Annotated in this window: 11 protein-coding genes; 6 read left to right on the top strand and 5 right to left on the bottom strand. The window is 67.8% G+C overall.

The window, feature by feature from the left end:
* The first annotated feature begins 97 nt into the window (after positions 1–97).
* A complete protein-coding gene (locus tag HG549_RS17530) occupies positions 98–13,048 on the top strand; it encodes a non-ribosomal peptide synthetase (RefSeq protein ID WP_170030907.1) in 12,951 nt (4,316 codons plus the stop codon).
* A 195-nt stretch (positions 13,049–13,243) separates the two neighbouring features.
* Here HG549_RS17530 and dsbG read toward each other — a convergent pair whose 3' ends face one another.
* From dsbG to dsbD, 3 genes are read right to left on the bottom strand one after another with little or no spacing between them, the layout of a single operon-like run.
* The gene (dsbG, locus tag HG549_RS17525) at positions 13,244–14,002 is read right to left on the bottom strand and encodes a thiol:disulfide interchange protein DsbG (protein ID WP_170030905.1); all 759 of its coding nucleotides are present in this window, start codon (positions 14,000–14,002) and stop codon (positions 13,244–13,246) included.
* A 1-nt stretch (position 14,003) separates the two neighbouring features.
* The gene (locus HG549_RS17520; RefSeq protein ID WP_170030903.1) at positions 14,004–14,840 is read right to left on the bottom strand and encodes a TlpA disulfide reductase family protein; all 837 of its coding nucleotides are present in this window, start codon (positions 14,838–14,840) and stop codon (positions 14,004–14,006) included.
* On the bottom strand, positions 14,840–16,552 hold the full coding sequence (gene dsbD / locus HG549_RS17515; RefSeq protein WP_170030901.1) for a protein-disulfide reductase DsbD: 1,713 nt from the start codon (positions 16,550–16,552) through the stop codon (positions 14,840–14,842). The genes HG549_RS17520 and dsbD overlap by 1 nt, the downstream gene beginning before the upstream one ends.
* A 261-nt stretch (positions 16,553–16,813) precedes the next feature.
* Here dsbD and HG549_RS17510 point away from each other — a divergent pair, with 261 nt between their 5' ends.
* The 4 genes from HG549_RS17510 to HG549_RS17495 all read left to right on the top strand — a co-directional run bounded on the left by HG549_RS17510 (position 16,814) and on the right by HG549_RS17495 (position 21,125).
* Positions 16,814–17,377: an NTP transferase domain-containing protein gene (locus tag HG549_RS17510; RefSeq protein WP_170030899.1), complete on the top strand. Its 564-nt coding sequence runs from the start codon at positions 16,814–16,816 to the stop codon at positions 17,375–17,377.
* 139 nt (positions 17,378–17,516) lie between these two features.
* A complete protein-coding gene (locus tag HG549_RS17505; protein ID WP_170030897.1) occupies positions 17,517–18,200 on the top strand; it encodes a response regulator transcription factor in 684 nt (227 codons plus the stop codon).
* Positions 18,197–19,519, top strand: coding sequence for an ATP-binding protein (locus HG549_RS17500; RefSeq protein ID WP_170030896.1), 1,323 nt, complete (start codon positions 18,197–18,199; stop codon positions 19,517–19,519). Before HG549_RS17505 ends, HG549_RS17500 begins: the two co-directional genes overlap by 4 nt.
* 214 nt (positions 19,520–19,733) lie before the next feature.
* Positions 19,734–21,125, top strand: coding sequence for an aspartate aminotransferase family protein (locus tag HG549_RS17495; protein WP_170030894.1), 1,392 nt, complete (start codon positions 19,734–19,736; stop codon positions 21,123–21,125).
* 38 nt (positions 21,126–21,163) lie between these two features.
* Here HG549_RS17495 and HG549_RS17490 read toward each other — a convergent pair whose 3' ends face one another.
* Positions 21,164–22,285: a cupin-like domain-containing protein gene (locus tag HG549_RS17490; RefSeq protein ID WP_170030892.1), complete on the bottom strand. Its 1,122-nt coding sequence runs from the start codon at positions 22,283–22,285 to the stop codon at positions 21,164–21,166.
* A 139-nt stretch (positions 22,286–22,424) separates the two neighbouring features.
* Here HG549_RS17490 and HG549_RS17485 point away from each other — a divergent pair, with 139 nt between their 5' ends.
* Complete coding sequence (locus tag HG549_RS17485) at positions 22,425–23,393, top strand: alpha/beta hydrolase (protein ID WP_170030890.1); 969 nt, start codon at positions 22,425–22,427, stop codon at positions 23,391–23,393.
* A 104-nt stretch (positions 23,394–23,497) separates the two neighbouring features.
* On the opposite strand, the gene HG549_RS17480 is transcribed toward HG549_RS17485, so the two are convergent.
* Positions 23,498–24,790: an aminotransferase class V-fold PLP-dependent enzyme gene (locus tag HG549_RS17480; RefSeq protein ID WP_170030888.1), complete on the bottom strand. Its 1,293-nt coding sequence runs from the start codon at positions 24,788–24,790 to the stop codon at positions 23,498–23,500.
* Positions 24,791–24,797 lie beyond the last annotated feature (7 nt).

Below are 24,797 nucleotides of genomic sequence, written 5' to 3'. Positions count from 1 at the left end.
CATACGTTCCCCTGTGTACATCCGGCCGCCGTACGCTGCTCGCCCAGGTTTGCGCAGCAGCCGGCCCGACCCACCCGACACTGGCAGGAACACCCCCATGACGGACGCCTTCGAACTCCCGCTCTCGCTGGTCCAGGCCCTGGCGCAACGCGCCGCACAGACCCCGGAGCGGATCGCCTTGCGCTTTCTCGCCGACGCTCCCGGCGAGCAGGCCGTGCTCAGCTACCGTGAACTCGACCAGCGCGCGCGCACCATCGCCGCTGCGTTGCAGGCGCGGGCCGGTTTCGGCGAGCGTGCGGTGCTGTTGTTCCCCAGTGGGCCGGACTACGTGGCGGCGTTCTTCGGCTGCCTGTATGCCGGCGTGATCGCGGTGCCGGCCTACCCGCCGGAGTCGACGCGCCAGCACCATCAGCAACGCCTGCTGTCGATCATCGGCGACGCCGAACCGCGCCTGCTGCTGACCGTGGCGGCGCTGGAAGGCAGCCTGCAAGGCCTGGAGGCGCTGAGCAGGGCCAACGCCCCTGCGCTGCTGGCGGTCGACCGCCTGGACCCGGCGCTGGCTGCGCACTGGCGCGAACCGGCCCTGAAGGGGGATGACATCGCCTTCCTGCAGTACACTTCCGGCTCCACCGCGCTGCCCAAGGGCGTGCAGGTCAGCCATGGCAACCTGGTGGCCAACGAGCAGTTGATCCGCCGCGGCTTCGGCATCGACCTCAACCCCGACGACGTCATCGTCAGCTGGCTGCCGCTGTACCACGACATGGGCCTGATCGGCGGCCTGCTGCAGCCGATCTTCAGCGGTGTGCCCTGCGTGCTGATGGCGCCGGGCTACTTCCTGGCCCGCCCGCTGCGTTGGCTGCAGGCAATCAGCGATTACGGTGGCACCATCAGCGGTGGCCCCGACTTTGCCTACCGCCTGTGCAGCGAACGGGTCAGCACGGCCGCCCTGGCCGGGCTCGACCTGAGCCGCTGGCGCGTGGCCTATTCCGGCTCCGAGCCGATCCGCCAGGACAGCCTGGCCACTTTCGCCGACAAGTTCCGCGCCTGCGGCTTCGACCCGCAGAGCTTCTTCGCCAGCTACGGCCTGGCCGAAGCGACCCTGTTCGTCAGCGGTAGCCGCCGTGGCCAGGGCATCGCCGCGCTGGAACTGGACGCCGAGGCCTTCGCCGCCAACCGCGCCGAGCCGGGCCAGGGCAGCGTGCTGATGAGCTGCGGCTACCCGCAGCCGGGGCATGCGCTGCGTATTGTCGAGCCGCAACGCCTGCAGGTGCTGGGCGACAACCAGGTCGGCGAGATCTGGGCCAGCGGCCCGAGCATCGCCCGGGGCTACTGGCGCAACCCGCAAGCCAGCGCCCGCACGTTCGTCGAAATGGACGGCCAGACCTGGCTGCGTACCGGCGACCTGGGCTTCATGCGCGAAGGCGAAGTGTTCGTCAGCGGGCGCCTGAAAGACCTGCTGATCGTACGCGGGCAGAACCTCTACCCACAGGACCTGGAAAAAACCCTCGAACGCGAAGTCGAGGTGCTGCGCAAAGGCCGAGTGGCGGTATTTGCCGTCGAGCAGCAGGGTGAGGAGGGCATCGGCGTGGCAGTCGAAGTCAGCCGCAACGTGCAAAAGGCGCTCAAGCCCGACGACCTGATCAAGACCCTGCGCCAGGTCGTCGCCGATGCCTGCCGCCAGGCCCCGGCGGTGGTCCTGCTGCTGAACCCCGGCGCATTGCCGAAGACCTCCAGCGGCAAGCTGCAGCGCTCGGCCTGCCGCACGCGCATGGCCGATGGCAGCCTGGATTGCTATGCCCGGTTCCCTGGGCAGAATCCAGCCGATGCCAGCCCGGCGACCGCTGATGCGCTACAGGCGCGCATCGCCAGCGTATGGTGCGACATCCTCAAGGTGCAGACGGTGGCGGCAGACGACCACTTCCTGCTGCTGGGCGGCAACTCCATTGCTGCCACCCAGGCCACCGCTCGCCTGGCCGACGAGCTGGGCATCTCGCTCAACCTGGCCACCTTGTTCGAGGCGCCCGTGCTGGCCGACTACAGCCAGGCAGTGGCCGCCCTGCTCGCTGCCGACGGCGCCCGAGCCACTGCCATCGCCCCACTGGCGCGCGCCCGGGCATTGCCCCAGTCACTGGCGCAAAACCGCTTGTGGCTGCTGTGGCAGTTGCAGCCGCAGGCGGCGGCCTACAACATTCCGGCTGGCCTGCACTTGCGTGGCGAGCTGGATGAAGCTGCCCTGGAAGCGGCCTTCCAGGCACTGGTGCAGCGCCATGAGTCACTGCGCACCGTGTTCAGCGAAGAACACGGCCAAGCCCTGCAACGCATCCTCCCGTCCGCGCCATTCCACCTGCGCCGCCTGGACCTTGCCGGCCAGCCGCCCGACCAGGTCATCGCCCAGCGCGAGGCAGAAGCCTGCCAGCCCTTCGACCTGACCCTGGGCCCGCTGCTGCGGGTGACCCTGGCGCGCCTCGGTGATGAAGACCATCAGCTGTGGGTGACCCTGCACCACATCGTTGCTGACGGCTGGTCACTGAATATCCTGCTGGAGGAGTTCGCCAGGCTATATGCTGCCCACTGCCAGGGCCTGCAGGCCAACCTGGCGCCGCTGCCCCTCGGCTACGCCGATTACGCCAGCTGGCAACGGCAATGGCTGGCCGCCGGCGAGGCCGAGCGTCAGTTGCACTATTGGCAGGCGCGCCTGGGCGAGGAAGCGCCGGTGCTCGATTTGTGCACCGACCAGCCGCGCACCAGCCAACGCGACCAGCGGGCCGCCCGGTTGCAGGTGCAGGTGCCAGCCGGCCTCGCCGAGGCGCTCAGGGGCTTGGCGCGCGAGCAGCAAGCCAGCCTGTTCATGGTCTTGCTGGCCGGCTGGCAGGCGCTGCTGCACCGCTACAGCGGCCAGGCCGACATCCGCGTCGGTGTGCCCAACGCCAACCGCCCGCGCCTGGAAACCCAGGGCCTGGTCGGTTTCTTCATCAATACCCAGGTGATGCGTGCGCAACTCGATGGCCGCCTGCCGTTCAGCCAGTTGCTGGCCCAGGTGCGCCAAGCCACCCTGGCAGCCCAGGCCAACCAGGACCTGCCGTTCGAGCAACTGGTCGAAGCCATGCCCGAGGCGCGCGAACAAGGCCTGTTCCAGGTCATGTTCAACCACCAGCAACGCGACCTGTCGGCCCTGCGCCGCCTGCCTGGCCTGCTCGTCGAAGAATTGCCGTGGCACAGCCGCGAGGCCAAGTTCGACTTGCAGCTGCACAGCGAAGAAGACCACCAGGGCCGCCTGAGCCTGGCCTTCGACTATGCCGCCGGGCTGTTCGAAGCCACTACCATCGAGCGCCTGGCCGAGCACCTGCTGGCCCTGCTGGAGCAAGTCTGCGCTGCGCCGCAACGGGCCTTGGGCGAGGTGCAACTGCTCGACGAGCCAGGCCGCAGGCAACTGCTGGGTTGGGGCCAGGCACCGGCCGTAGCGCCGCAGCGCCTGCTGGTCGAGCAGCTCAATGATCAGGCGCGCCAGACCCCGCAGCGCACCGCGCTGGTCTGGCAGGGGGGCAGCCTGGACTATGCCGAGCTGCACCAGCAAGCCAACCGCCTGGCCCATTACCTGAGGGACAAGGGGGTTGGCCCCGATACCTGTGTGGCCATTGCCGTCGAGCGCTCGCCGCAACTGTTGGTCGGCCTGCTGGCGATCCTCAAGGCCGGTGGCGCCTATGTGCCGCTGGACGTCGACTACCCGGCCGAGCGCCTGGCCTACATGCTCGCCGACTGCGGCGCCGGCTTGCTGCTGAGCCACAGCGGCCTGCTGGGCAAGCTGCCGCAGGTCGATGGGGTCAGCGCCATCGCCCTCGACCAGCTGCACCTGGACAGCTGGCCCAGCCATGCACCCGGGCTGCACTTGCACGGCGACAACCTGGCATACGTGATCTACACCTCCGGCTCCACCGGCCAGCCCAAGGGCGTAGGCAACACCCACGCGGCATTGGCCGAGCGCCTGCAATGGATGCAGGCCACTTATGCCCTGGACGACAGCGACGTGCTGCTGCAGAAGGCGCCGGTCAGCTTCGACGTTTCGGTGTGGGAGTGCTTCTGGCCGCTGGTCACGGGCTGCAAGCTGGTGCTTGCCGGCCCCGGCGAGCACCGTGACCCGCAGCGTATCGCCGCGTTGGTGCAGGCCCATGGTGTGACCACGTTGCATTTCGTGCCGCCCCTGCTGCAGGTGTTTGTCCAGGAACCGCAGGCACAGGCCTGTACCAGCCTGCGCCGGGTGTTTTCCGGGGGCGAGGCGTTGCCCGCCGCGTTGCGTGACCGCGTGCTGCAGGTGCTGCCACAGGCGCAGTTGCATAACCGGTACGGCCCGACCGAAACCGCCATCAACGTCACCCATTGGCACTGCCAGGCGGCGGATGGCGAGCGTTCGCCGATCGGCCGCCCGTTGGCCAATGTGCTGTGCCGCGTGCTGGACGACGAACTTGAACTCACTGCCCCCGGTGTGCCGGGCGAGCTGTACCTCGGCGGCGCCGGCCTGGCCCGTGGCTACCTGGGCCGCCCGGGCCTTACCGCCGAGCGCTTCGTGCCCCGGGCCGATGGCCATGGCGAACGCCTGTACCGCAGTGGCGACCGTGCCCGCTGGCAGGTGCAGAGCGAGGCCCTGGAGTACCTCGGCCGCCTCGACCAGCAGGTCAAGGTGCGTGGTTTCCGCGTCGAGCCCGAGGAAGTCCAGGCCTGCCTGCTGGCGCAAGCGGGCGTCGCACAGGCGCTGGTGCTGGTGCACCAGGATGCCGTCGGCGCGCAACTGCTCGGCTATTACTGCGGTAGCGCCCAGCCAGCCGAGTTGCTAGCCGTGCTGGCCGACCGGTTGCCGGCCTATATGGTGCCGGCCCAGCTCATCCCGCTGGCGCAGATGCCGCTGGGCCCCAACGGCAAGGTCGCGCGCAAGGCGCTGCCGGCCCCGGTGTGGCAGCAGCATGAGCACGTCGCGCCACACAGCGCGTTGCAGCAGCAGGTCGCGGCCATCTGGTGCGAGGTGCTGAACCTGCCGCGCGTCGGCCTGCAGGACGACTTCTTCGCGCTCGGTGGCCACTCGCTGCTGGCCACCCAGATCGTGTCGCGCACGCGCCAGGCCTGCGATGTCGAGCTGCCGCTCAAGGCCCTGTTCGATGCCAGCGAACTGGGCGCCTTCTGTGCCCAGATCGCCCGTATCCGCGCCGCCGGCGAGCGCAACCTGCAAGGCGAAATCGCCCGCGTCGACCGCCGCCAGGCCGTGCCGCTGTCGTACTCGCAGCAGCGCATGTGGTTCCTCTGGCAGATGCAGCCGGACAGCCCGGCGTACAACGTCGGTGGCATGGCGCGCCTGCGCGGCACCCTGCATGTGGAGGCCTTCGAGCGTGCACTGCAGGCCCTGGTGGTGCGTCATGAAACCTTGCGTACTACCTTCCCGAGCATCGACGGCGTGCCGTACCAGTGCGTGGCGCCAGACGCCAGCCTGCACCTGGACTGGCACGACTTCAGCGCGTTGCCTGAGGCCACCCGCCAGCAACGCCTGCGGCAACTGGCCGACGATCAGGCGCACCAGCCCTTCGACCTGGAGCACGGCCCGCTGCTGCGCGCCTGCCTGGTCAAGGCCGCAGAGCGTGAGCATTGCTTCGTACTGACCCTGCATCACATCGTCACCGAGGGCTGGGCCATGGACATCTTCGCCCGCGAACTGGGCGAGCTGTACGAAGCCTTCGTCGATGACCGCGAATCGCCACTGCCGCCGCTGCCGGTGCAGTACCTGGACTACAGCCTGTGGCAACGGCAATGGCTGGAAAGTGGCGAAGGTGCGCGCCAGCTGGCCTACTGGCGGGCGCGCCTGGGCGATGAGCACCCGGTACTCGCGCTACCCGCCGACCGCCCACGCCCGCCGGTGCAGAGTCACCGTGGCGAACTGTACCGCTTCGAACTGGCCCCGGCGCTGGTCGCCCGCGTGCACGCCTTCAACCGCCAGCGCGGGTTGACCCTGTTCATGACCGTGACCGCCACCCTGGCCGCCTTGCTGCATCGCTACAGCGGCCAGCGCGACCTGCGCATCGGCGCGCCGGTGGCCAACCGCATCCGCCCGGAAAGCGAAGGCCTGATCGGCGCGTTCCTCAATACCCAGGTGCTGCGCTGCGAGGTTGACGGGCAGATGACTGCCCATGCCCTGCTGGAGCAGGTGCGCCAGGCTGCCATCGAGGGCCAGTCGCACCAGGACCTGCCATTCGAGCAGTTGGTGGAAGCCCTGCAGCCACCGCGCAGCAGCGCCTACAACCCGCTGTTCCAGGTGATGTGCAACGTCCAGCGCTGGGCTTTCCAGCAAAGCCGTACGCTGGCCGGCATGCAGGTGGATTACTTGGTCAACGATGCCAGCGCCACCAAGTTCGACCTGTACCTGGAGGTGACCGACCTCGATGGCCGCCTCAACTGCTGCCTGACCTACAGCCGCGACCTGTTCGACGAGCCGCGCATCGCCCGCATGGCCGAGCACTGGCAGCAGCTGCTGGGCGGCCTGCTGGACGACCCGCAACAGCGCCTGTGCGAGCTGCCGATGCTGGTCAGCGCCGAGCAGCAGGTGCTGGCGGGCCAGTTGCCCGGCGAGCATGCGAACCTCGACCAGACCTTGCATGGCCTGTTCGCCGCCCAGGCAGCGCGCACCCCGCACGCCGCTGCGCTGACCTTCGCCGGCCAGCACCTCACCTATGCCGAGCTCGACCAGCAAGCCAACCGCCTGGCCCGCGCCCTGCGCGAGCGTGGAGTGGGCCCGCAGGTGCGCGTGGGCCTGGCGCTGGAGCGCTCGCTGCACATGGTGGTCGGCTTGCTGGCCATCCTCAAGGCCGGTGGCGCCTACGTGCCGCTCGACCCCGAGTACCCGCTGGACCGCCTGCGCTACATGATCGAAGACAGCCGCATCGGCCTGCTGCTGAGCCAGCGCGCGCTGCTGCAAAGCCTTGGCGAGCTGCCCGAAGGGGTGGTGTGCTGGAGCCTGGAAGACGACTCCGCCAGCCTGTCGGCCTACAGCGCTGCGCCGCTGGACAACCGCAACCTGGCGCAGCACCCGGCCTACCTGATCTATACCTCCGGCTCCACCGGCAAGCCCAAGGGGGTCGTCGTCAGCCACGGCGAATTTGCCATGCATTGCCAGGCGGTGATCTCGGCATTTGGCATGCGCAGCGACGACTGCGAGCTGCATTTCTACTCGATCAACTTTGATGCCGCCAGTGAACGCCTGTGGGTGCCACTGCTGTGCGGCGCCCGTGTGGTGTTGCGCGCCCAGGGCCAGTGGGCGGCAGAGGATATCTGCCAGCTGGTACGCGAGCAGCAGGTCAGCATCCTCGGCTTCACGCCCAGCTACGGCAGCCAGTTGGCGCAGTACCTGGCCGGGCAGGACGAGCAGTTGCCGGTACGCCTGGTGATCACCGGTGGCGAAGCGCTGAGCGGCGAGCACCTGCAGCGCATCCGCCAGGCGTTTGCGCCGCAGCAGCTGTTCAACGCCTATGGCCCGACCGAAACGGTGGTCATGCCGTTGGCCTGCCTGGCACCGCACACGCTGCCGGCGGAGCTTGGCAGCGTGCCGATCGGCCGTGTCGTCGGTAGCCGCACGGCCTACATCCTTGACGAAAACCTTGCCCTGTTGCCGCAAGGTGGCATCGGTGAACTGTATGTTGGCGGTGCCGGCCTGGCCCAGGGTTACCACGACCGCCCGGGCCTCAGTGCCGAGCGCTTCGTCGCCGACCCGTTCAGTGCCGCCGGCGGGCGCCTGTACCGTACCGGTGACCTGGTGCGCCTGGGCAGCGATGGCCTGGTCGAGTACCTTGGCCGTGCCGACCAGCAGGTGAAGCTTCGCGGCTTCCGCATCGAACTCGGGGAAATCGAAAGCTGCCTGCAGGCGCATGCCGAGGTCGACCAGGCCGTGGTGCTGGCGCTCGACCTGCCGGGTGGCAAGCAACTGGTGGGGTACCTGGAGTGCCGGCAGGCGGCTGCCGACAGTGCGGCCCAGGGCCGGCTGCGTGAAGCGGTGAAGACCCATGCCCGGCGGCACCTGCCGGACTACATGGTGCCCGCCCAGCTGGTCCTGCTCGACCGCCTGCCGCTGATGGGCAACGGCAAACTCGACCGCCGCGCGCTGCCGCTGCCAGAGCTGGAGCAGGCTGGCCAGCACTACCAGGCCCCTGGCAATGCGGTTGAAGCGCAACTGGCGCAGATCTGGTGCGCCGTGCTGAACCTTGCCCGGGTCGGCGTGCAGGATAACTTCTTCGAACTGGGTGGCGATTCGATCCTGTCGATCCAGGTGGTCAGCCGGGCCCGCCAGGCCGGGTTGCAGTTCACCCCGCGCGACCTGTTCCAGCACCAGACCATCCAGGCCCTGGCGGCCGTCGTTCGCCACAGCGAAGCCACCAGCAGCATCGACCAGGGCCTGCGCCAGGGACCGGTCGGCATGACCCCGATCCAGCACTGGTTCTTCGCCACCGACCTGGCGCAGCCGCAGCATTGGAACCAGGCGGTGTTGCTGCAAGCCCGCCAAGCGCTGGACGAAGCGGCACTGGAGCAGGCCCTGGCCGCCCTGGTGCGGCACCACGACAGCCTGCGCCTGCGCTTCAGCCAGGCCAACGGCCGCTGGCAGGCCGCCTACGCCCAGCCTGGCGCCGGGCAGTTGCTGTGGAGCGCGACGGTTGCCGACTTCGCCGATTGCCAGGCGCTGTACACCGACCTGCAGCGCAGTCTCGACCTGCAGCAAGGTCCATTGCTGCGCGCGCTGCTGGTGCGTGACGGGCAGGGCAGCCAGCGCCTGTTGCTGGCGATCCATCACCTGGTGGTGGATGGCGTGTCCTGGCGGGTGCTGCTGGAAGACCTGCAGGCGTTGTACCGTGGCCAGCCGCTGCCGGCCAAGACCCACACCATGGGCGACTGGGCGGCCCGCCTGGCCAGCTATGCCGGCAGCGACTCGCTGCGCGACGAACTGGGCTGGTGGCAAGGCCAGCTGGCGGGCGTGCGTCGCGAACTGCCGTGCGATCACCCGCAGGGCGGCAACCTGCAGCGCCATGCCCGCACCCTGGCCATCGGCCTGGATGCGCAGCAGACCCGGCAGTTGTTGCAGCAGGCCCCGGCGGCGTACCACACCCAGGTCAACGACCTGCTGTTGACTGCGCTGGCGCGCACCGTATGCCGCTGGAGCGGCGATGAGGCAGTGTTGGTGCAACTCGAGGGCCATGGCCGCGACGGGCTGTTCGAAGACATGGACCTGACCCGCAGCGTCGGCTGGTTCACCAATGCCTACCCACTCAGCCTGCGCCCACTGCCGGGCGAGGACGATGCGGCGCGGGCCGCTTCGATCAAGTGCATCAAGGAGCAACTGCGCCAGGTGCCGCACAAAGGCCTGGGCTACGGCGTGCTGCGCTACCTGGCCGATGCGACGGTACGCGAGCAGATGGCGGCCTTGCCGCAGGCGCGTATCACCTTCAATTACCTGGGCCAGTTCGACCAGCAGTTTGACGGCGCGACGCTGTTCCAACCGCTGGACGCCCCGGCCGGCCAGGCCCACGCTGCCGATGCGCCGTTGCCCAACTGGCTGAGTGTCGATGGCCAGGTGTATGGCGGTGCCCTGCAATTGCGCTGGACATTCAGCGCCGAGCGCTATGACGAGCGCACCATCGCCAGCCTGGCCGAGGCCTATCGCCAGGAGTTGCTGGCGCTGGTAGAGCATTGCCTGGCCGATGGCAACGGCAGCTTCACGCCGTCCGACTTCCCGCTGGCGCACCTGACCCAGGCGCAGATCGACGCCTTGCCGGTGCCGGCTGCGCAGATCGAGGACGTCTACCCGCTGACGCCGATGCAGGAAGGCATGCTGTTGCACACCCTGCTGGAACCGGGCACCGGCCTCTACTACATGCAGGACCGCTACCGCATCAACAGTGCCCTCGACCCTGAACGCTTCGCCCAGGCCTGGCAAGCGGTGGTGGCACGGCACGAGGCGTTGCGCGCATCGTTCAGCTGGAACAGCGGCGAGGCGATGCTGCAGATCATCCATAAACCCGGCAACACGCCACTGGATTACCAGGACTGGCGCGACCTCGATGAGGACGCCCAGGAGCAGCGCCTGCAGGCCCTGCACAAGCAGGAACGCGAGGCTGGCTTCGCCTTGCTCAGCGAAGCGCCGTTCCACCTGCGCCTGGTGCGCGTGGCCGACGAGCGCTACTGGTTCATGATGAGCAACCACCACATCCTGATCGATGCCTGGTGCCGCTCGCTGTTGATGAACGACTTCTTCGAAATCTACCAAGCCCTCGGCGAGGGCCGGCAGGCGCAACTGCCGGTGCCGCCGCGCTACCGCGACTACATCGGCTGGCTGCAACACCAGGGCCTGGACGATGCCCGCGCCTGGTGGCAGGCCAGCCTGGCCGGCTTCGAGCGCGCCACCGCCATTCCCAGCGACCGCCCGCTACGCCACGACCACGCCGGCAGCGGCATGGTCGTAGGTGACTGCCATACCCGCCTGGCGGTAGACGACGGCGTGCGCCTGCGCGAACTGGCCCAGGCTCACCAACTCACCGTCAACACCTTTGCCCAGGCGGCCTGGGCCTTGGTGCTGGCGCGCTACAGCGGCGACCGTGACGTGGTGTTCGGCGTGACCGTGGCCGGGCGGCCGGTGAGCCAGCCGCAGATGCAGCGTACGGTCGGCCTGTTCATCAACAGCGTCGCCCTGCGCGTGCAGTTGCCGGCGGCCGGCCAGCGTTGCAGCGTGCGCCAGTGGCTGCAAGGCCTGCTGGAGCGCAACATGGAGCTGCGCGAGTACGAATACCTGCCGCTGGTGGCGATTCAGGAGTGCAGCGAACTGCCCAAGGGCCAGCCGCTGTTCGACAGCCTGTTCGTGTTCGAGAACGCGCCGGTCGAAACCGCCGTGCTCGACCATGCCCAACAGCTCAACGCCAGTTCCGACTCGGGCCGCACCCACACCAATTTCCCGCTTACAGCGGTGTGCTACCCGGGGGATGAGCTGGGCCTGCACCTGTCGTTTGACCAGCGCTATTTCGACTACCCGACCGTCGAGCGCCTGCTGGCCGAGTTCAAGCGCCTGCTGCTGGCGCTGGTGCAAGGCTTTGCCGGTGAGGTGAGTGCGCTGCCGCTGCTGGGCGCCGAGGAACAGCGTTTCCTGCTCGAGGACTGCAACCGCACCAGCCGCGCCTACCCGCTGCAGCAGAGCTATATCGCCCAGTTCGAGGCGCAGGTGGCGGCGCACCCGCAACGTACCGTGGCGCGCTGCCTGGAGGCGACCTATGACTATGCCGGGTTGAACCTGGCGGCCAACCGCCTGGGCCATGCCCTGGTGGCCACCGGTGTGCAGGTGGACCAGCCGGTGGCGCTGCTGGCCGAGCGCGGGCTGCCATTGCTGGGCATGATCGTCGGTAGCTTCAAGGCCGGCGCCGGCTACCTGCCGCTGGACCCGGGCCTGCCGTCGGCGCGCCTGCACAGCATTCTCCAGCTCAGCCGCGCCCCGGTGCTGGTGTGCAGCGCGGCCTGTGCCGGGCAAGCTCGGCACTTGCTGGAAGCGCTGGAGGCAGCGGCACGCCCGCAATTACTGGTGTGGGAAGATGTCCAGGCGAGCCCGCTGGCCAGCCACAACCCTGGCATCCATAGCGCGCCGGGCAACCTTGCCTATGTGATCTACACCTCGGGCTCCACCGGCCTGCCGAAAGGGGTGATGGTCGAGCAGCGCGGCATGCTCAACAACCAGCTGAGCAAGGTTCCCTACCTGGCGCTTACCGAGCACGACGTGATCGCCCAGACTGCCTCGCAGAGCTTCGACATCTCGGTATGGCAGTTCCTTGCCGCGCCGCTGTTCGGCGCCAGGGTGGAGATCGTGCCGAACGCGATTGCCCATGACCCGCAGGCCCTGCTGGCGCATGTACGGGCCACCGGCATCAGCGTGCTGGAAAGCGTGCCGTCGCTGATCCAGGGCATGCTGGCAAGCGACCACCAGGCCCTCGACAGCCTGCGCTGGATGCTGCCGACCGGCGAAGCCATGCCGCCGGAGCTGGCCGCGCAATGGTTGCAGCGTTACCCGCAGATCGGCCTGGTCAATGCCTACGGCCCGGCGGAGTGTTCCGACGACGTGGCATTCTTCCGCGTCGATGCTGCCTCCACCCACGGCAGCTACCTGCCGATTGGCCGGCCGACCGACAACAACCGCCTTTACCTGTTCGACCAAGAGCTGGCGTTGGTGCCGTTGGGGGCGGTGGGTGAACTGTGCGTGGCCGGCACCGGCGTTGGCCGCGGTTATGTCGGCGACCCGGCGCGGACCGCGCTGGCGTTCATCCCGCATCCGCATGGCGCAGCAGGCGAACGCTTGTACCGCACCGGTGACCTGGCGCGGCAGCGCCCGGATGGCGTGCTGGCGTACATCGGGCGCATCGACCATCAGGTGAAGATCCGTGGCTACCGCATCGAACTGGGCGAGATCGAAGCGCGCCTGCACGAGCAGGCCGAGATCCGCGACGCTGCGGTTGGCGTGCAGGAGGGCGTCAATGGCAAGTACCTGGTCGGTTACCTGGTGGCGCATCAGGGCATCAGCGCCGATGCCGCGTTGCTGGAGCAGCTCAAGCAGCGCCTGCGTGGCGAGTTGCCGGAGTACATGGTACCGCTGCACTGGGGCTGGTTTGCCAGCCTGCCGCACAATGCCAACGGCAAGCTCGACCGCAACGCCTTGCCGGCCATCGACATCGCTGGCCAGCACAGCCAGGCGTACCAGGCACCGCGTAATGAGCTGGAGGCACTGCTGGCGGATATCTGGGCCGATGTGCTCAACGCCGAGCGGGTTGGGGTGCACGACAACTTCTTCGAGCTGGGCGGGCATTCGCTGCTGGCTACGCGGATCGCCTCGCAGGTGCAGAAGCAGCTGCAGTTGAACGTGCCGCTGCGGGCGATGTTCGAGTGCAGCACGGTGGCGGAGTTGGCCGAACATGTGCAGGGCCTGCAGGGCAGTGCGCTGGATGAGGACAAGGTCGATCGGCTGAGCGACCTGATGGCCGAGCTTGAGGGGTTGTGACCTGAATAGACAAGACCTGCGCTGTCCCTGTGGGAGCGGGTTTACCCGCGAACACCGGCGCAGCCGGTGCCATGCAGCGCGCTGGATTCTTCGCGGGTGAACCCGCTCCCACAGGTATTGCACCGACCTTGTGAGCGGCGCTGCACCTGGGGCAGCGGGCTGCCCGCGAATAGGCCGGAACGGGCGGCCAATCGCTCAGCGCTTGCCGAGAATCTTGCCCAGCAGCTCCGGCCGCGGCGCCCCTTGCTGGCTCTGCAGGTTGCCCTGTTCATCCTGATAGAAGATCGCCGGGGTTGCCTGCAGCCCCATTTCTTCCATCAAGGCCATGTTCGCCGCCAGTTTCTGCTGCACCGCCTCCGGCACCTGTGTCAGCGGCTTCAACGTGCTGGCCTTGCCGGCCTTTTCGTGTTCGTGCAGGGCCTTGGCCGGGTCTTTCGCCGCCAGCAGCGCGGCCGACTTGCCTGGGCTGTCCTCGCGGATGATGCCGACCATGATATGGCGCAACTGCACCTTGCCCGACTCCACCCACGGCCGCGCCTGTTCCCAGAACATGTTGCAGTACGGGCAGTTGGGGTCGCTGAACAGGTAGACCTTGCGTGGCGCGTCATCCTTGCCATCGGCAATCCACGCGGTTTTTTCCATCTTCGCCCAGAGGGCTTTGCTCATCGGCGCGTACACCAGCTGTTTCAGCGGCTCGGCGCTGAGGTCCTTGCCCTGTTCGTCGAACAGGCTGCCCACCAGTACATGCTTGCCGTCCGGGGTGAGGTACAGGGCCAGGGCGTTGTTCTGGTACTGGGCGGCGTACCCGCGCAGGCCGTCGGGCGCAGCGAAGCTGCCCTTGATCACGGCACCCTTGGCTTGCAGTTGCTGAATCGCCTTGGGCAACTCTTCGGCCTGCAGGGCCGGGGCAGCCAGCAGGGCCAGGGACAGGGGCAGCAGTGCAGTCAGTCGCATGTCAGTTTCCTTGTGCGGCAGGTGCGGGCGCGGTGGCCCGGTCGAAAGGTTCCAGGGCGTGACGCAGGCTGGCCCGCGACAGCTCGCCGAGGTGGCTGCCGATCAGCCGCCCGTCGGCGCCGTAGAACAGGGTGGTGGGCAGGGCCATGGAACCGACGCGCTGGGCCAGCAGGCCGGTACCATCGAACAGCACATGGGTCAGGCTCAGGCCGGTGGTGGCGAGGAAGGTGCTGACGTTTTCCGGGGTTTCGCCCTGGTTGACGAACAGGAAGGTCACATGCGGGTAATCGCCTTGCGCCTGTTGCAGCACCGGCATCTCGCGCCGACAGGGTGGGCACCAGGTGGCCCAGAGGTTGATCACCAGCGGCTTGCCGCGGTAGCCGTGCAGTGCCACGGATTGCCCGCTGGCGTTGCGCAGGTTCAGTTCGGGCAGTTCGGTGCCCTTGCTGTACAGGTGCCCGGCGAGGCTGGCCAAGCCCCAGAACAGTGCGCCGCTGAACAGCGCCCAGCCCAGCGGGCGGCGCAGCCCGGGATGACGCCAGCCTTGCCACAGGGTGCCGAGCACGATGCCGGCAAGCCCTGACCAGAACAGGAAGCCACCATCGCGGATGTCGATGATCTGCAGCAGGTCGTCCTGGTACATCGGCCAATAGGCCAGCACGAAGCCGGCGCGCGCGCACAGCAGGCCGATCAGGAACAGGTTGAACAGCGCCGATTCCGGGCTCTCGCCGCCACGCCGGGCGACCCACCAGCCGACCACGCTGGCGATCACCAGGGCGGTGAGCATCAGCAGGTGGTTGAGGGCCATGGTCAGTGGCCCGAGGGTTACGGTCAGCATCAGCCTTGGCTCCTGGTCTGGGTCCAGTGTTGCAGGAACGCGGCTGCATCCACTTCACCGGTGAGGCGCCGTGCGCGGCGTTCGTCGCCTTCCGGGCCGACCCAGATGATGCTGGGCGGGCCGGGTACCTGATAGTACTGCAGCAAAGCCTGGCTGGCCGGGCTGTCGGCGGTCACGTCCAGGCGCAGCAGGTGCACGCCGGCCAGGGCGGCCTGCACGTCGCTGCGGGCGAATACCTGTTTTTCCATGACCTTGCACGACACGCACCAGTCGGCATAGTAGTCGACCATCACCCACTGGCCACGCCCCTTGGCTGCCGCCAGTTCGCGTTGCAGGTCTTCGGGGCGGCTGACGGTGACGAAGGCATCTTCGACCTGCTGCCCGCTGGCCGGCGTGGCGCTGCCGGTGAACGGGCGCAGCGGTTGCCAGGGGTCGTCGCCACCGGCCGCCGCACCCACCAGCAGCAGGCCGCCCCACAGGGCGCCCAGCAGCGGAACAGCGCGCAACGCCGGTAGCCGCTGCAGGGCCGGCCAGGCTGCCCAGGCCAGGGTGATCAGCAGCCCGCCGCTGAGGGCCAGCAGCAATGCGCTGGGTAGCAGGCTGCGCACGGTGTACAGCGCCATGCCCAGGAACACGAAGCCGAATACCCCCTTGACCCGGTTCATCCAGGCGCCAGGGCGCGGCAGGTAGCGGTTGCCCAAGGTCACCAGCAACATCAGCGGTACGCCCATGCCCAGGCCAAGGCTGAACAACACCAGCGCGCCCTGCAGTACATCGCCGCTGTGGGCGATGTACAACAACGCCCCCGCCAGCGGCGCGGTCATGCACGGGCCCATCAGCAGCCCGGACAGCCCACCGAGCAGCGCCGCGCCATACAGGTGGCCGCCACGCGTGCCGCGCCCGGCGCGGTCCAGGCGGTCACGCAGGGCGGCGGGCAGCTGCAGTTCGAAGGCACCGAACATCGGCAGGGCCAGGACCACGAACAGCCCCGCCAGGCTGCCCAGCAGCCAGGGTTGCTGCAGCCAGGCCTGCAGGCTGGCGCCCAGCAGCGCGGCGACCACGCCCAGGGCGGCGTATACCAGGGCCATGCTCAGTACATAGACCCCGGCCAGCAGCCAGCCGCGCCGGGCGCTGGCGCCATTGCCCAGTACCAGCCCGGCGAGGATCGGCAGCATCGGCAGCGAACAGGGGGTGAAGGCCAGCAACAGGCCCAGGCCGAAGAACGCCAGCAGGCTCCAGGCCAGGTGGCTTTGCTGCAGGCCGCTGGCCAGCGCCTGGTCGCTGGCTTGCTCGGCTACCGGCGCTGTGCTGCCGCCGAGGTCGATCAAGGTGGTCTGCGGTGGGTAGCACAGGCCGGCGTCGGCACAGCCTTGCCAGCCCAGGCGCAGTTGGCCCTGGGCGCTGGCGGGCAGCAGCAGTTGCAACTGGTCGCGGTACACCGCGCTGTCGCCGAAGAATTCGTCGTGGTGGTTGAGCGCAGGTGGCAGCTGCGGGTGTTGCTCGACGGGCAGGCCGTCGAACTTCAGGCGTTTCTGATACAGGTAGTAGCCTGGCTTGATCTGGAAATACAGGCGCATCTGGCCATCGGGCTGGCGGTCGTGGGTCAGCACGAAAGCCTGGTCGACCGGAAGGAAGTCAGGTTTGACATCGAACGGGTTGGCCTGCAACGGGCCGGCCAGGAGCAGTGTCAGGAAGAGCAGGAGGACGCGCATGTCTTCGCCTTGGCAGTACGTTGAAAGGTGTCATGCTGGCCTGGGTCGATTAACCCAAGGTTAACCCTTGTTGGTGCAACCGGCGCTGCCTATCCGGGCGCGGTACCATCAGCTGCGCTTGCCATGCCGCCCCGGCAGTGGTTGCATTGCCTGATGATCCGGCCATTGCGAGTTGCCCATGCCTGAAACGAAAGGTACCGAAGCGTTCGACAGCCCTGCGATGGCTGCCGCGGCTACCTCGCACAAACGCCAGGTGCGCTCGTGAGCGTGGTCGCGCTGGTGCTGGCGGCAGGCAGCGCCAGGCGTTTTGGCGCCGACAAGCGCCGGGTGGCCCTGGCGGATGGTCGCAGCCTGCTGGCGCATAGCGTGGAGCGGGCTCGGGCAGCATTCGCTGACGTTCGCGTGGTGTTACGCGCAGGTGAGCGGGGCGAGGATTTCGGCCTGCCTGGCGATTGCCGCATCGTCGCCAGCCCAGAGGCTGCCGCCGGCATGGGGCACAGCCTGGCTGCCGGTGCCGGCTCGTTGCGCGACAGCCAGGCGCAGGCGGTGGCCATTCTGCTGGGCGATATGCCGTGGATCGAACCGGCAACCTTGTGTCGCCTGGCCGAAGCGGCCAGCCCTTCGACCATCGTGTTGCCGCGCCATGCCGGGCAGCACGGGCACCCGGTGATCTTCGGGCGCGATTTCTGGCCGGCGTTGGAACGGCTGGGCGGGGATGAAGGGGCGCGGGCGCTGGTGCGCGGGCATCAGGCTTGCTGCGTGGTGGTTGAGGTAGAGGATGCCGGGGTGTTGCTGGATGTGGATACGCCGGAAGCGGTGATGTAGGCCCGAAGCGTTCACCGCTGCAGGTTCAGCACCCCCAGTACACCCAAGACGAGCCCCAACCCCCTTCGGAAAAGGTCCATAATCCCCCCTTAATCCGCCCAAGGTGCAATGTCAGCCACACCACTCCGGGAGCCCCACCATGCACGTTCTGCTCTGCGAGGACGACGACCTGATCGCTGCCGGCATCTGCGCCGGCCTCACCGCCCAGGGCCTGACCGTGGACCGGGTGGGCAATGCCGCCGATGCGCGGGCGATGCTGCAGGCCGCGCAGTTCGACGTGATGATTCTCGACCTCGGCCTGCCCGACGAAGACGGCCTCAAGCTGCTGCGCCGCCTGCGCCAGCAGGGCGAAACGCTGCCGGTGCTGGTGCTCACCGCGCGGGATGCGGTCACCGACCGGGTCGATGGCCTGCAGGCCGGGGCCGACGATTACCTGCTCAAGCCGTTCGACCTGCGCGAGCTGGCCGCACGCCTGCACACCCTGTTGCGGCGGGTGGCCGGGCGCGCGGTGAATGTGATCGAGCACGGCCCGCTGTGCTACGACCCGAGTACCTGCGCGGCCACCCTGGCCGGGCGGCCGGTCGACCTCTCGCGCCGTGAGCAGGCCCTGCTCCAGGCGCTGCTGCAGAACCCTGGGCGAGTGCTGTCCAGCGAACAGCTCAAGGACTGCGTGTACGGCTTCAGCGACGAGGTGGAGAGCAATGCCCTGAACGTGCATATCCACCACCTGCGGCGCAAGCTGGGCAACGGCATCGTCGAGACCGTGCGCGGCCTGGGCTACCGCCTGGGCCCGGCGCAGGCGCCGGAAGAGGCCGCATCATGAGCCTGCGGGTACGCCTGAGCCTGATCCTGGGCAGCGCCTTCGTGGTCATCTGGGTGCTGGCGGCCGCGTGGATGCTGCGCGACCTGCGCCAGCAGATGATGTTCTCCCTCGACCAGCGCCTGGTGGCCTCGGCACGCATGGTCGCCGGGCTCATCGACCAGCTGCCGCAACCGTTGACCGCCAAGGGCGAGGAGGCGCATTTTTCTGCCGACCAGTTCAGCGTGCCGGACGGCATGGCCTGCCAGGTCAGCTCGTTGCGTGGCGAGATCCTCGCCAGCAACCACAAGCACGACGGCGCCATGGACGACGAGCGCAGTGGCTTCCGTGACCAGACCATCGACGATGCGCTGTGGCGCACCTTCACCTACAACCACGGCGATGTGCGTATCACCACCGCCGACCGGCACATGGAGCGCGAGGCGCTGAACCAGTCGATCCTGCTGGCCGCCTCGGCGCCGGTGCTGATGGCCTTGCTCGGCAGCCTGGGGCTGTTGTGGATCGGCCTGGGCAAGGGCCTGGAACCGCTCAACCGCATGCGCGATGCCTTGCGCCGCCGGCGCGCGGACAGCGTCGAGCCGCTGCAGGTGGCGGGCCTGCCCAGCGAACTGCAGCCGTTGCTGGAAACCCAGAACCAGCTATTCCTGCGCATTGCCCAGACGATCGAGCGTGAGCGGCGCCTGACCGACGATGCCGCGCATGAGCTACGCAGCCCGCTGACGGCGATCAAGACCCACCTGCAGGTGGCGCGCATGACCGACGGGGCAGTGCGCGAGCAGGCACTGGCACATGCCGAGCAGGGCGCCGACCGCATGCACCGTACGCTGGAACAGTTGCTGATGCTGGCGCGGGTGGAGGGCAGCCTGTCGTTCGAGGATGGCGTGCAGTGCAGCGCCGAACAGGTGGCCCGGCAGGCGGTGCAGGACGCCGGTGGTGGTGACAACCGGCGTATCGTCTTGCGTTTGCCGGAAGCAGCTACCCAGGTCTACCTGGGCATGCCGGCACCGCTGGCGGTGGCGGCGCTGCGCAACCTGCTGGACAACGCCTTGCGCCACGGTGGCGATGAGGCGGTAGAACTGGAGGTGCAGATGAGCGACGGGCAGGTAGGCTTCATGGTGCGCGACCATGGGCCGGGAATTGCCGAGGCCGACCTGGAGCACTTGACCGAGCGTTTCTGGCGTAATGGGCAAAGTGGTGGTTGCGGGTTGGGCCTGGCGATCGTGCAGGCGATCGTGCAGCGTTGTGCCGGTAGCCTGAAGTTCGACAGCCGCAGTGATGGGCTGCGGGTTCTGCTGCAGGTGCCGGCACGCTCGGGGCATTGATCCTTGCCGCCTGTTGCGGCCGGTTCGCGGGTAAACCCGCTGCCACAGGTACAGCACAGGTTTCAGCTACGGTGTGGTCCCGGTGGGAGCGGTTTTACCCGCGAACCGGCCACAACAGGCCGACGAAAATCCTGCACCAACCGCTAAATCCTCCTCGCATTCAAGCGTTTCCCAAGCGACACCCGCTCATTCGCTTGCTTGCGAGGAACCACCCATGCCCACCGCTTCCAGCCTTGCCCAGGTCCTACCGGCCAGTGCGCCGCGCCCGTTGTACGCGTTCACCGATTCGCCTTTGCTGCAGCGCCAGCAGCAACAGGAGTCCAACGCCCGCAGCTACCCGCGGCGCATCCCGTTGGCGCTCAAGCGCGCCAGTGGCATTCATGTCGAGGATGTCGAAGGCCGCCAGTTCATCGATTGCCTGGCCGGTGCCGGCACCCTGGCGCTGGGCCATAACCACCCGGTGGTGGTCGAGGCGATCCAGCGGGTACTGGCCGATGAGCTGCCCCTGCATACCCTGGACCTGACCACGCCAGTCAAGGACCGTTTTGTCCAGGACCTGTTCGGTGTCCTGCCCGAGGCACTGCGCCGTGAGGCCAAGGTGCAGTTCTGCGGCCCGACCGGCACCGATGCGGTAGAGGCGGCGCTGAAACTGGTACGGAGTGCCACCGGCCGCAGCACCGTGCTGGCTTTCCAGGGGGCCTACCACGGCATGAGCCAGGGTGCGCTGAGCCTGATGGGCAGCCATGGGCCGAAGCAGCCGCTGGGGGCCTTGCTCGGCAACGGCGTGCAGTTCATGCCATACCCCTACGACTACCGTTGCCCGTTCGGCCTGGGCGGTGCAGCCGGGGTCAGGGCCAACCTGCATTACCTGGAAAACCTGCTGCTCGACCCGGAAAGCGGCGTGCCATTGCCCGCCGCAGTGATCCTCGAGGTGGTACAGGGCGAGGGCGGGGTCATCCCGGCCGATATCGAGTGGCTCAAGGGCGTGCGCCGGATCACCGAGCAGGCCGGCGTGGCGCTGATCGTCGACGAAATCCAGAGCGGCTTTGCCCGCACCGGGCGCATGTTCGCCTTCGAGCACGCCGGCATCGTGCCGGATGTGGTTACCCTGTCCAAAGCCATCGGTGGCAGCCTGCCACTGGCGGTGGTGGTGTACCGCGACTGGCTGGACAGCTGGAAGCCGGGTGCCCATGCCGGTACCTTCCGTGGCAACCAGATGGCCATGGCGGCGGGTTCGGCGGTGATCGCTTACCTGGTCGAACAGCGCCTGGCCGAGCATGCCGAGGCCATGGGCCAGCGCCTGAGCCAGCATCTGCGGCAGTTGCAGCGGGATTATCCGCAGCTGGGCGATATCCGTGGCCGTGGGTTGATGATCGGGGTGGAGCTGGTCGGCGGCCAAGGGCAGCGAGATGCGCTTGGCCAACCACAGGCCAACCGTGAGCTGGCGGCCACGGTGCAGCGTGAATGCCTCAAGCGCGGGTTGATCCTGGAGCTGGGCGGGCGGCATGGCGCGGTGGTGCGTTTTCTGCCGCCGTTGATCATCACCGGTGAGCAGATCGACGAAGTGGCACAACGCTTTGCCGAGGCGTTGATGGCTTCTGTCTGAGTATTGCCGGGGGCACAGCACGCCCCCGGCAATCCCGGCTACCAGCCGCGCCCGGAATCCACCCAGAAGTTCACCGATAACGAGGTAGACACCGACTCCACCTGATGGAACCAGCCTTCGGGCAGGAACAACAGGTCACCGGCTTGCACTACCACGCGCAGGAACGGCACCTCGCGCGCCGCCGGGAAGCGTTGGTAGTCCGGGGCGTCGGGGTTGAAATCGCAGCCGTCCAGGCCGCCCTTGGGGCTGGTCGACCAGGTGCCCAGCGCCGGACGATGGTGTGGCGCGGCAAGAATGAACGACTTCTGCCCCCAGACCTGGGCAAACAGGTTGTCGGTATCGTCGCGGTGCAGCGGCGTCAGGGTGCCCTTGGGGCCGATCCAGATGCGCGGCGCAATGAACTTGTCGCGGGCGAAATACGGCGGGTAGCGGATCAGTGACAGCAGCTTTTCCGGCACGATGTTATTGCCCATGTAGGCCGGGGTTTCACCAGGCTTGGCCGGGGTGTCCAGCGAGGCGATGAACTCGGCCATGGAAGTGGAGCGGAAGTCGCGGTCGGTGGAGAACGTCTTCTTCACGTAGTCGCCGTGGCGGGTAATGCCCTGCAGTTCGGCGAAATGCACCAGCGAGGCCTCACGGCCCATGGTGAACAGCGGCCAGTCCTGCAGCGCATCGCTGATCACCAGCGGAATGCCATGCACCAGGTAGTCGTCATGAAAGCGCGCCACGGGCAGGTCGGCGCGGGCGATGCGGGCCACTTCGCGCTGCACGGGTTGGCCCGCCGATACCCGTTCGCTGAAGCGTGCCGGCGTCGGGTAGCGCTGGTTCATCGCCACCTTGGTCGTCGTCACCCCGCGGCGCGCGTTGCTGATGATTTGCGGCAGCAGCGTGGCCAGGCCCATGTTGCCGGTGATCTTCAGCCGCGCGCTGGCGAACAGCTCCTCGACGTTGGCCGTGCCGCCCATGATGCCGAGGAAGTCACGTTCGGCCACTTCAATGGTGACGTCCGGCGCGCTGTGCCGGCCGGCGCTGGTGCGGCTGCTGTCGCGGACCTCCGACCAGAACACCTGGTCCTGGCCGAAGACGAACTGGAACACGCCCTCGATGCCGACAGCATGGGCGTTGGCGAACAGTTTGCTGAGGATGCTCTGAAGGTCCACGGTATGCCTCTGCGGTTTTTCGTTGTGCAAGGATGACGAGTGCCTGGGGCACTGATTTAGCGGTAGGGGCGGGTAATTTTTCGGTGTGCGGCTACGTCCGTAGGGGAGCCCGAGTCACTTTGTCCACCAAGGAACCCACATGGCATTGCACCCTGATCTGGCGGCTTTTCTGGAACTGGTCGAATTTGGCCGGCTGACGGGCAGGAGCCTGCCCATGCACGCGATGGACGTGGCCCAGGCCCGCGCCGAGTTCGCAAGCAGCTCGCAGCTGCTCGACCCGAGCCCGCCGGGCCACGTGATGGTCAGCGAACTGCAGGTCGGCGCGCGCGACGGTTCCCGCCTGGCTGCCCGTTTGTACCGTCAGGGCCAGGCCGCTGCCGCCTTGCAGCCGGTGATCCTGTACCTGCACGGTGGCGGCTACGTGGTTGGCAGCCTCGACTCGCATGATTCGGTGTGCCGCCGCCTGGCTGCCCTGGGCGAGTTCGCGGTACTGGCCGCGGACTACCGATTGGCACCGCAGCAGCAGTTTCCGGTGGCGCTGCACGATGTGCTGGACACTGCCAACTGGCTGGCTGAACAGGCAACGGCGCTGGGGCTGGACAAGCAGCGGATAGTGCTGGCGGGGGACAGCGTGGGGGCCAGCCTGGCAGCGGTCATGGCCATCATGGCAGTCGAGCAACCCGAGGCACTGGCATTCAAGCCGCTGGCGCAGCTGCTGTTCTATCCGGTAACCGATATGGCCTGCCAGCGTGATTCGCATCGCCGGCATGCCGAGGGTTACCTGCTGGAGACGGCCACGCTGGAGTGGTTCTACCGGCACTATGTACCGCAGCCTGAACAGCGCCTGGACTGGCGGGTGTCGCCGTTGCGCTCGTCCCTGCGGGAAGCGTTGGCGCCGGCGTATCTGTTCGTCGCCGAGTACGACCCGTTGCACGATGAAGGTATCGCTTATCGCGACTGGCTGCTGGCGGGTGGCACGCCAGTGCGCTTCGCGCGGGTGGAGGGGCTGACCCATGACTTTCTGCGCATGTCGGGTATCGTGGGCCAGGTGGGGGACATCTATCGGGATGTCGGGGCGTGGTTGCAGGTGATCGGCGAGCAGGGCTGACTCGAGATTGCCGGGGCGCGTGTTGCGAAAGCGTCAGGCCAGATTGACGCGATGTTGCAGGAGCGGCCTGGCGTCGCGATGGGCCGCCACGCGGCCCCAAGGCGTCAACCGTGAACGCGTCGCCCCAACACATTTACCAACCGCTCGATCTCGGCCTCGGTATTCAACAACCCCGGCGCCGTCCGCACCACCGGCCCCACATCCCGCGACACGGCATCGACCACGATGCGCTGGCTATTGAGATGGCGGGCCACCTCGTCGGCATCCTGCCCGTTGACCCTGAAGAAAGTGAACCCCGCCGAATAGCGTGCGCTGCGCGGTGTCACCAGTTCGACCCCCGGCAACGCCTCAAGCTGTTGCCTGAGCTGCTCGTTGAGCCCGTGGATCCGCGCCTGCACTGCCGCCTTGCCCAGTTGCAGGTGCAGTTCGAACGCCTTGCCCAGCGCCCAGCGGTGCTCGAACGCGTGGTAGCCACCCGGCGTCATCACGGTGGCAAAGTCTTCGTTCTCGGAAAAGGTGGCAATGGTCGGGGTCAGTTGCTCCAGCCCGGTGGACGCCGCGCAGATGATCCCGGTACCGCGTGGCCCGAACAGCCACTTGTGGGTACCGGCAATGAAGTAATCGCAGTTGAGGTCGGCAAAGCGCATGTCTTCGACGCCAAAGCCGTGTACGCCGTCGATCACGTAGATGATCCGGTCCTGCGCGTCACGCTGGCGGTTGGCCTCGCGGACCAGCGCGCCGATCTCGCCCACCGGCAGTTTCACGCCACTGCCCGAGTGCACCCAGGTCATGCCCAGCACCCGGGTCTGTGGCCTGATGGCGGCAGCGATGGTGGTCAGAACCTGGTCGCTGCTGACCTTGGCAGGGTCGTCGAACAGGCGCAACCGGCGCACTCGGGTGCCGTCGCGGGTGGTGCGAAAACCCATGGTGTGGCGAGCGGCTGAATGCTCGTGCACGGTAGTGAGTATTTCCTGCCCCGGCGCGATCTTCAGCCCGCCATAGATCAGCCCGAGGCCTTCCGTGGTGCTGCCGGTCAGGGCGATCTGGCGCGGCGTCACTTCGAGGTAGCGCGCCGCCCACTCGCGTACGGCGGCTTCGTGCTTCCACTCCGACTGGCTGTCCCAGTCGACCAGGCGGGCCGGGTGATGGTCGAAGCGGGCGCGCAATGCCTCGATGGCTTCGTGCACCGGGCGTGGGTGCGAGGTGATCAGAAAGTTGGCGAAGTGGGCATACGCAGGGTCCAGCTCGAACAGGCTGCGAAATGCCGCCCAGTCGTTGCCAGTGGCTGCTTGCGCAGGCGCCGCCTGTGCCGATTGCAGCAGCGCGCCGGGGCCGGCCAGGGGCAGCGCGGCAGCCAGCAGGCCAGCCTGCTTGAGAAAGGTGCGACGGTCGTTCATCGAGTGG

This window comes from Pseudomonas sp. SK (genome assembly GCF_012975065.1).
Lineage (GTDB): Bacteria > Pseudomonadota > Gammaproteobacteria > Pseudomonadales > Pseudomonadaceae > Aquipseudomonas > Aquipseudomonas anuradhapurensis.
The sequence above is the reverse complement of the archived record's forward strand: the minus strand, read 5'-3'. Positions and strand labels throughout refer to the sequence as shown.

Bases quoted from the DNA above. Each gene is read 5' to 3' on its own strand.
- HG549_RS17530 (WP_170030907.1), top strand. From the start codon at position 98: ATGACGGACGCCTTCGAACTCCCGCTCTCGCTGGTCCAGGCCCTGGCG.
- dsbG (WP_170030905.1), bottom strand. From the start codon at position 14,002: ATGCGACTGACTGCACTGCTGCCCCTGTCCCTGGCCCTGCTGGCTGCC.
- HG549_RS17500 (WP_170030896.1), top strand. From the start codon at position 18,197: ATGAGCCTGCGGGTACGCCTGAGCCTGATCCTGGGCAGCGCCTTCGTG.
- HG549_RS17480 (WP_170030888.1), bottom strand. From the start codon at position 24,790: ATGAACGACCGTCGCACCTTTCTCAAGCAGGCTGGCCTGCTGGCTGCC.
- HG549_RS17485 (WP_170030890.1), top strand. From the start codon at position 22,425: ATGGCATTGCACCCTGATCTGGCGGCTTTTCTGGAACTGGTCGAATTT.
- dsbD (WP_170030901.1), bottom strand. From the start codon at position 16,552: ATGCGCGTCCTCCTGCTCTTCCTGACACTGCTCCTGGCCGGCCCGTTG.
- HG549_RS17505 (WP_170030897.1), top strand. From the start codon at position 17,517: ATGCACGTTCTGCTCTGCGAGGACGACGACCTGATCGCTGCCGGCATC.
- HG549_RS17495 (WP_170030894.1), top strand. From the start codon at position 19,734: ATGCCCACCGCTTCCAGCCTTGCCCAGGTCCTACCGGCCAGTGCGCCG.
- HG549_RS17520 (WP_170030903.1), bottom strand. From the start codon at position 14,840: ATGCTGACCGTAACCCTCGGGCCACTGACCATGGCCCTCAACCACCTG.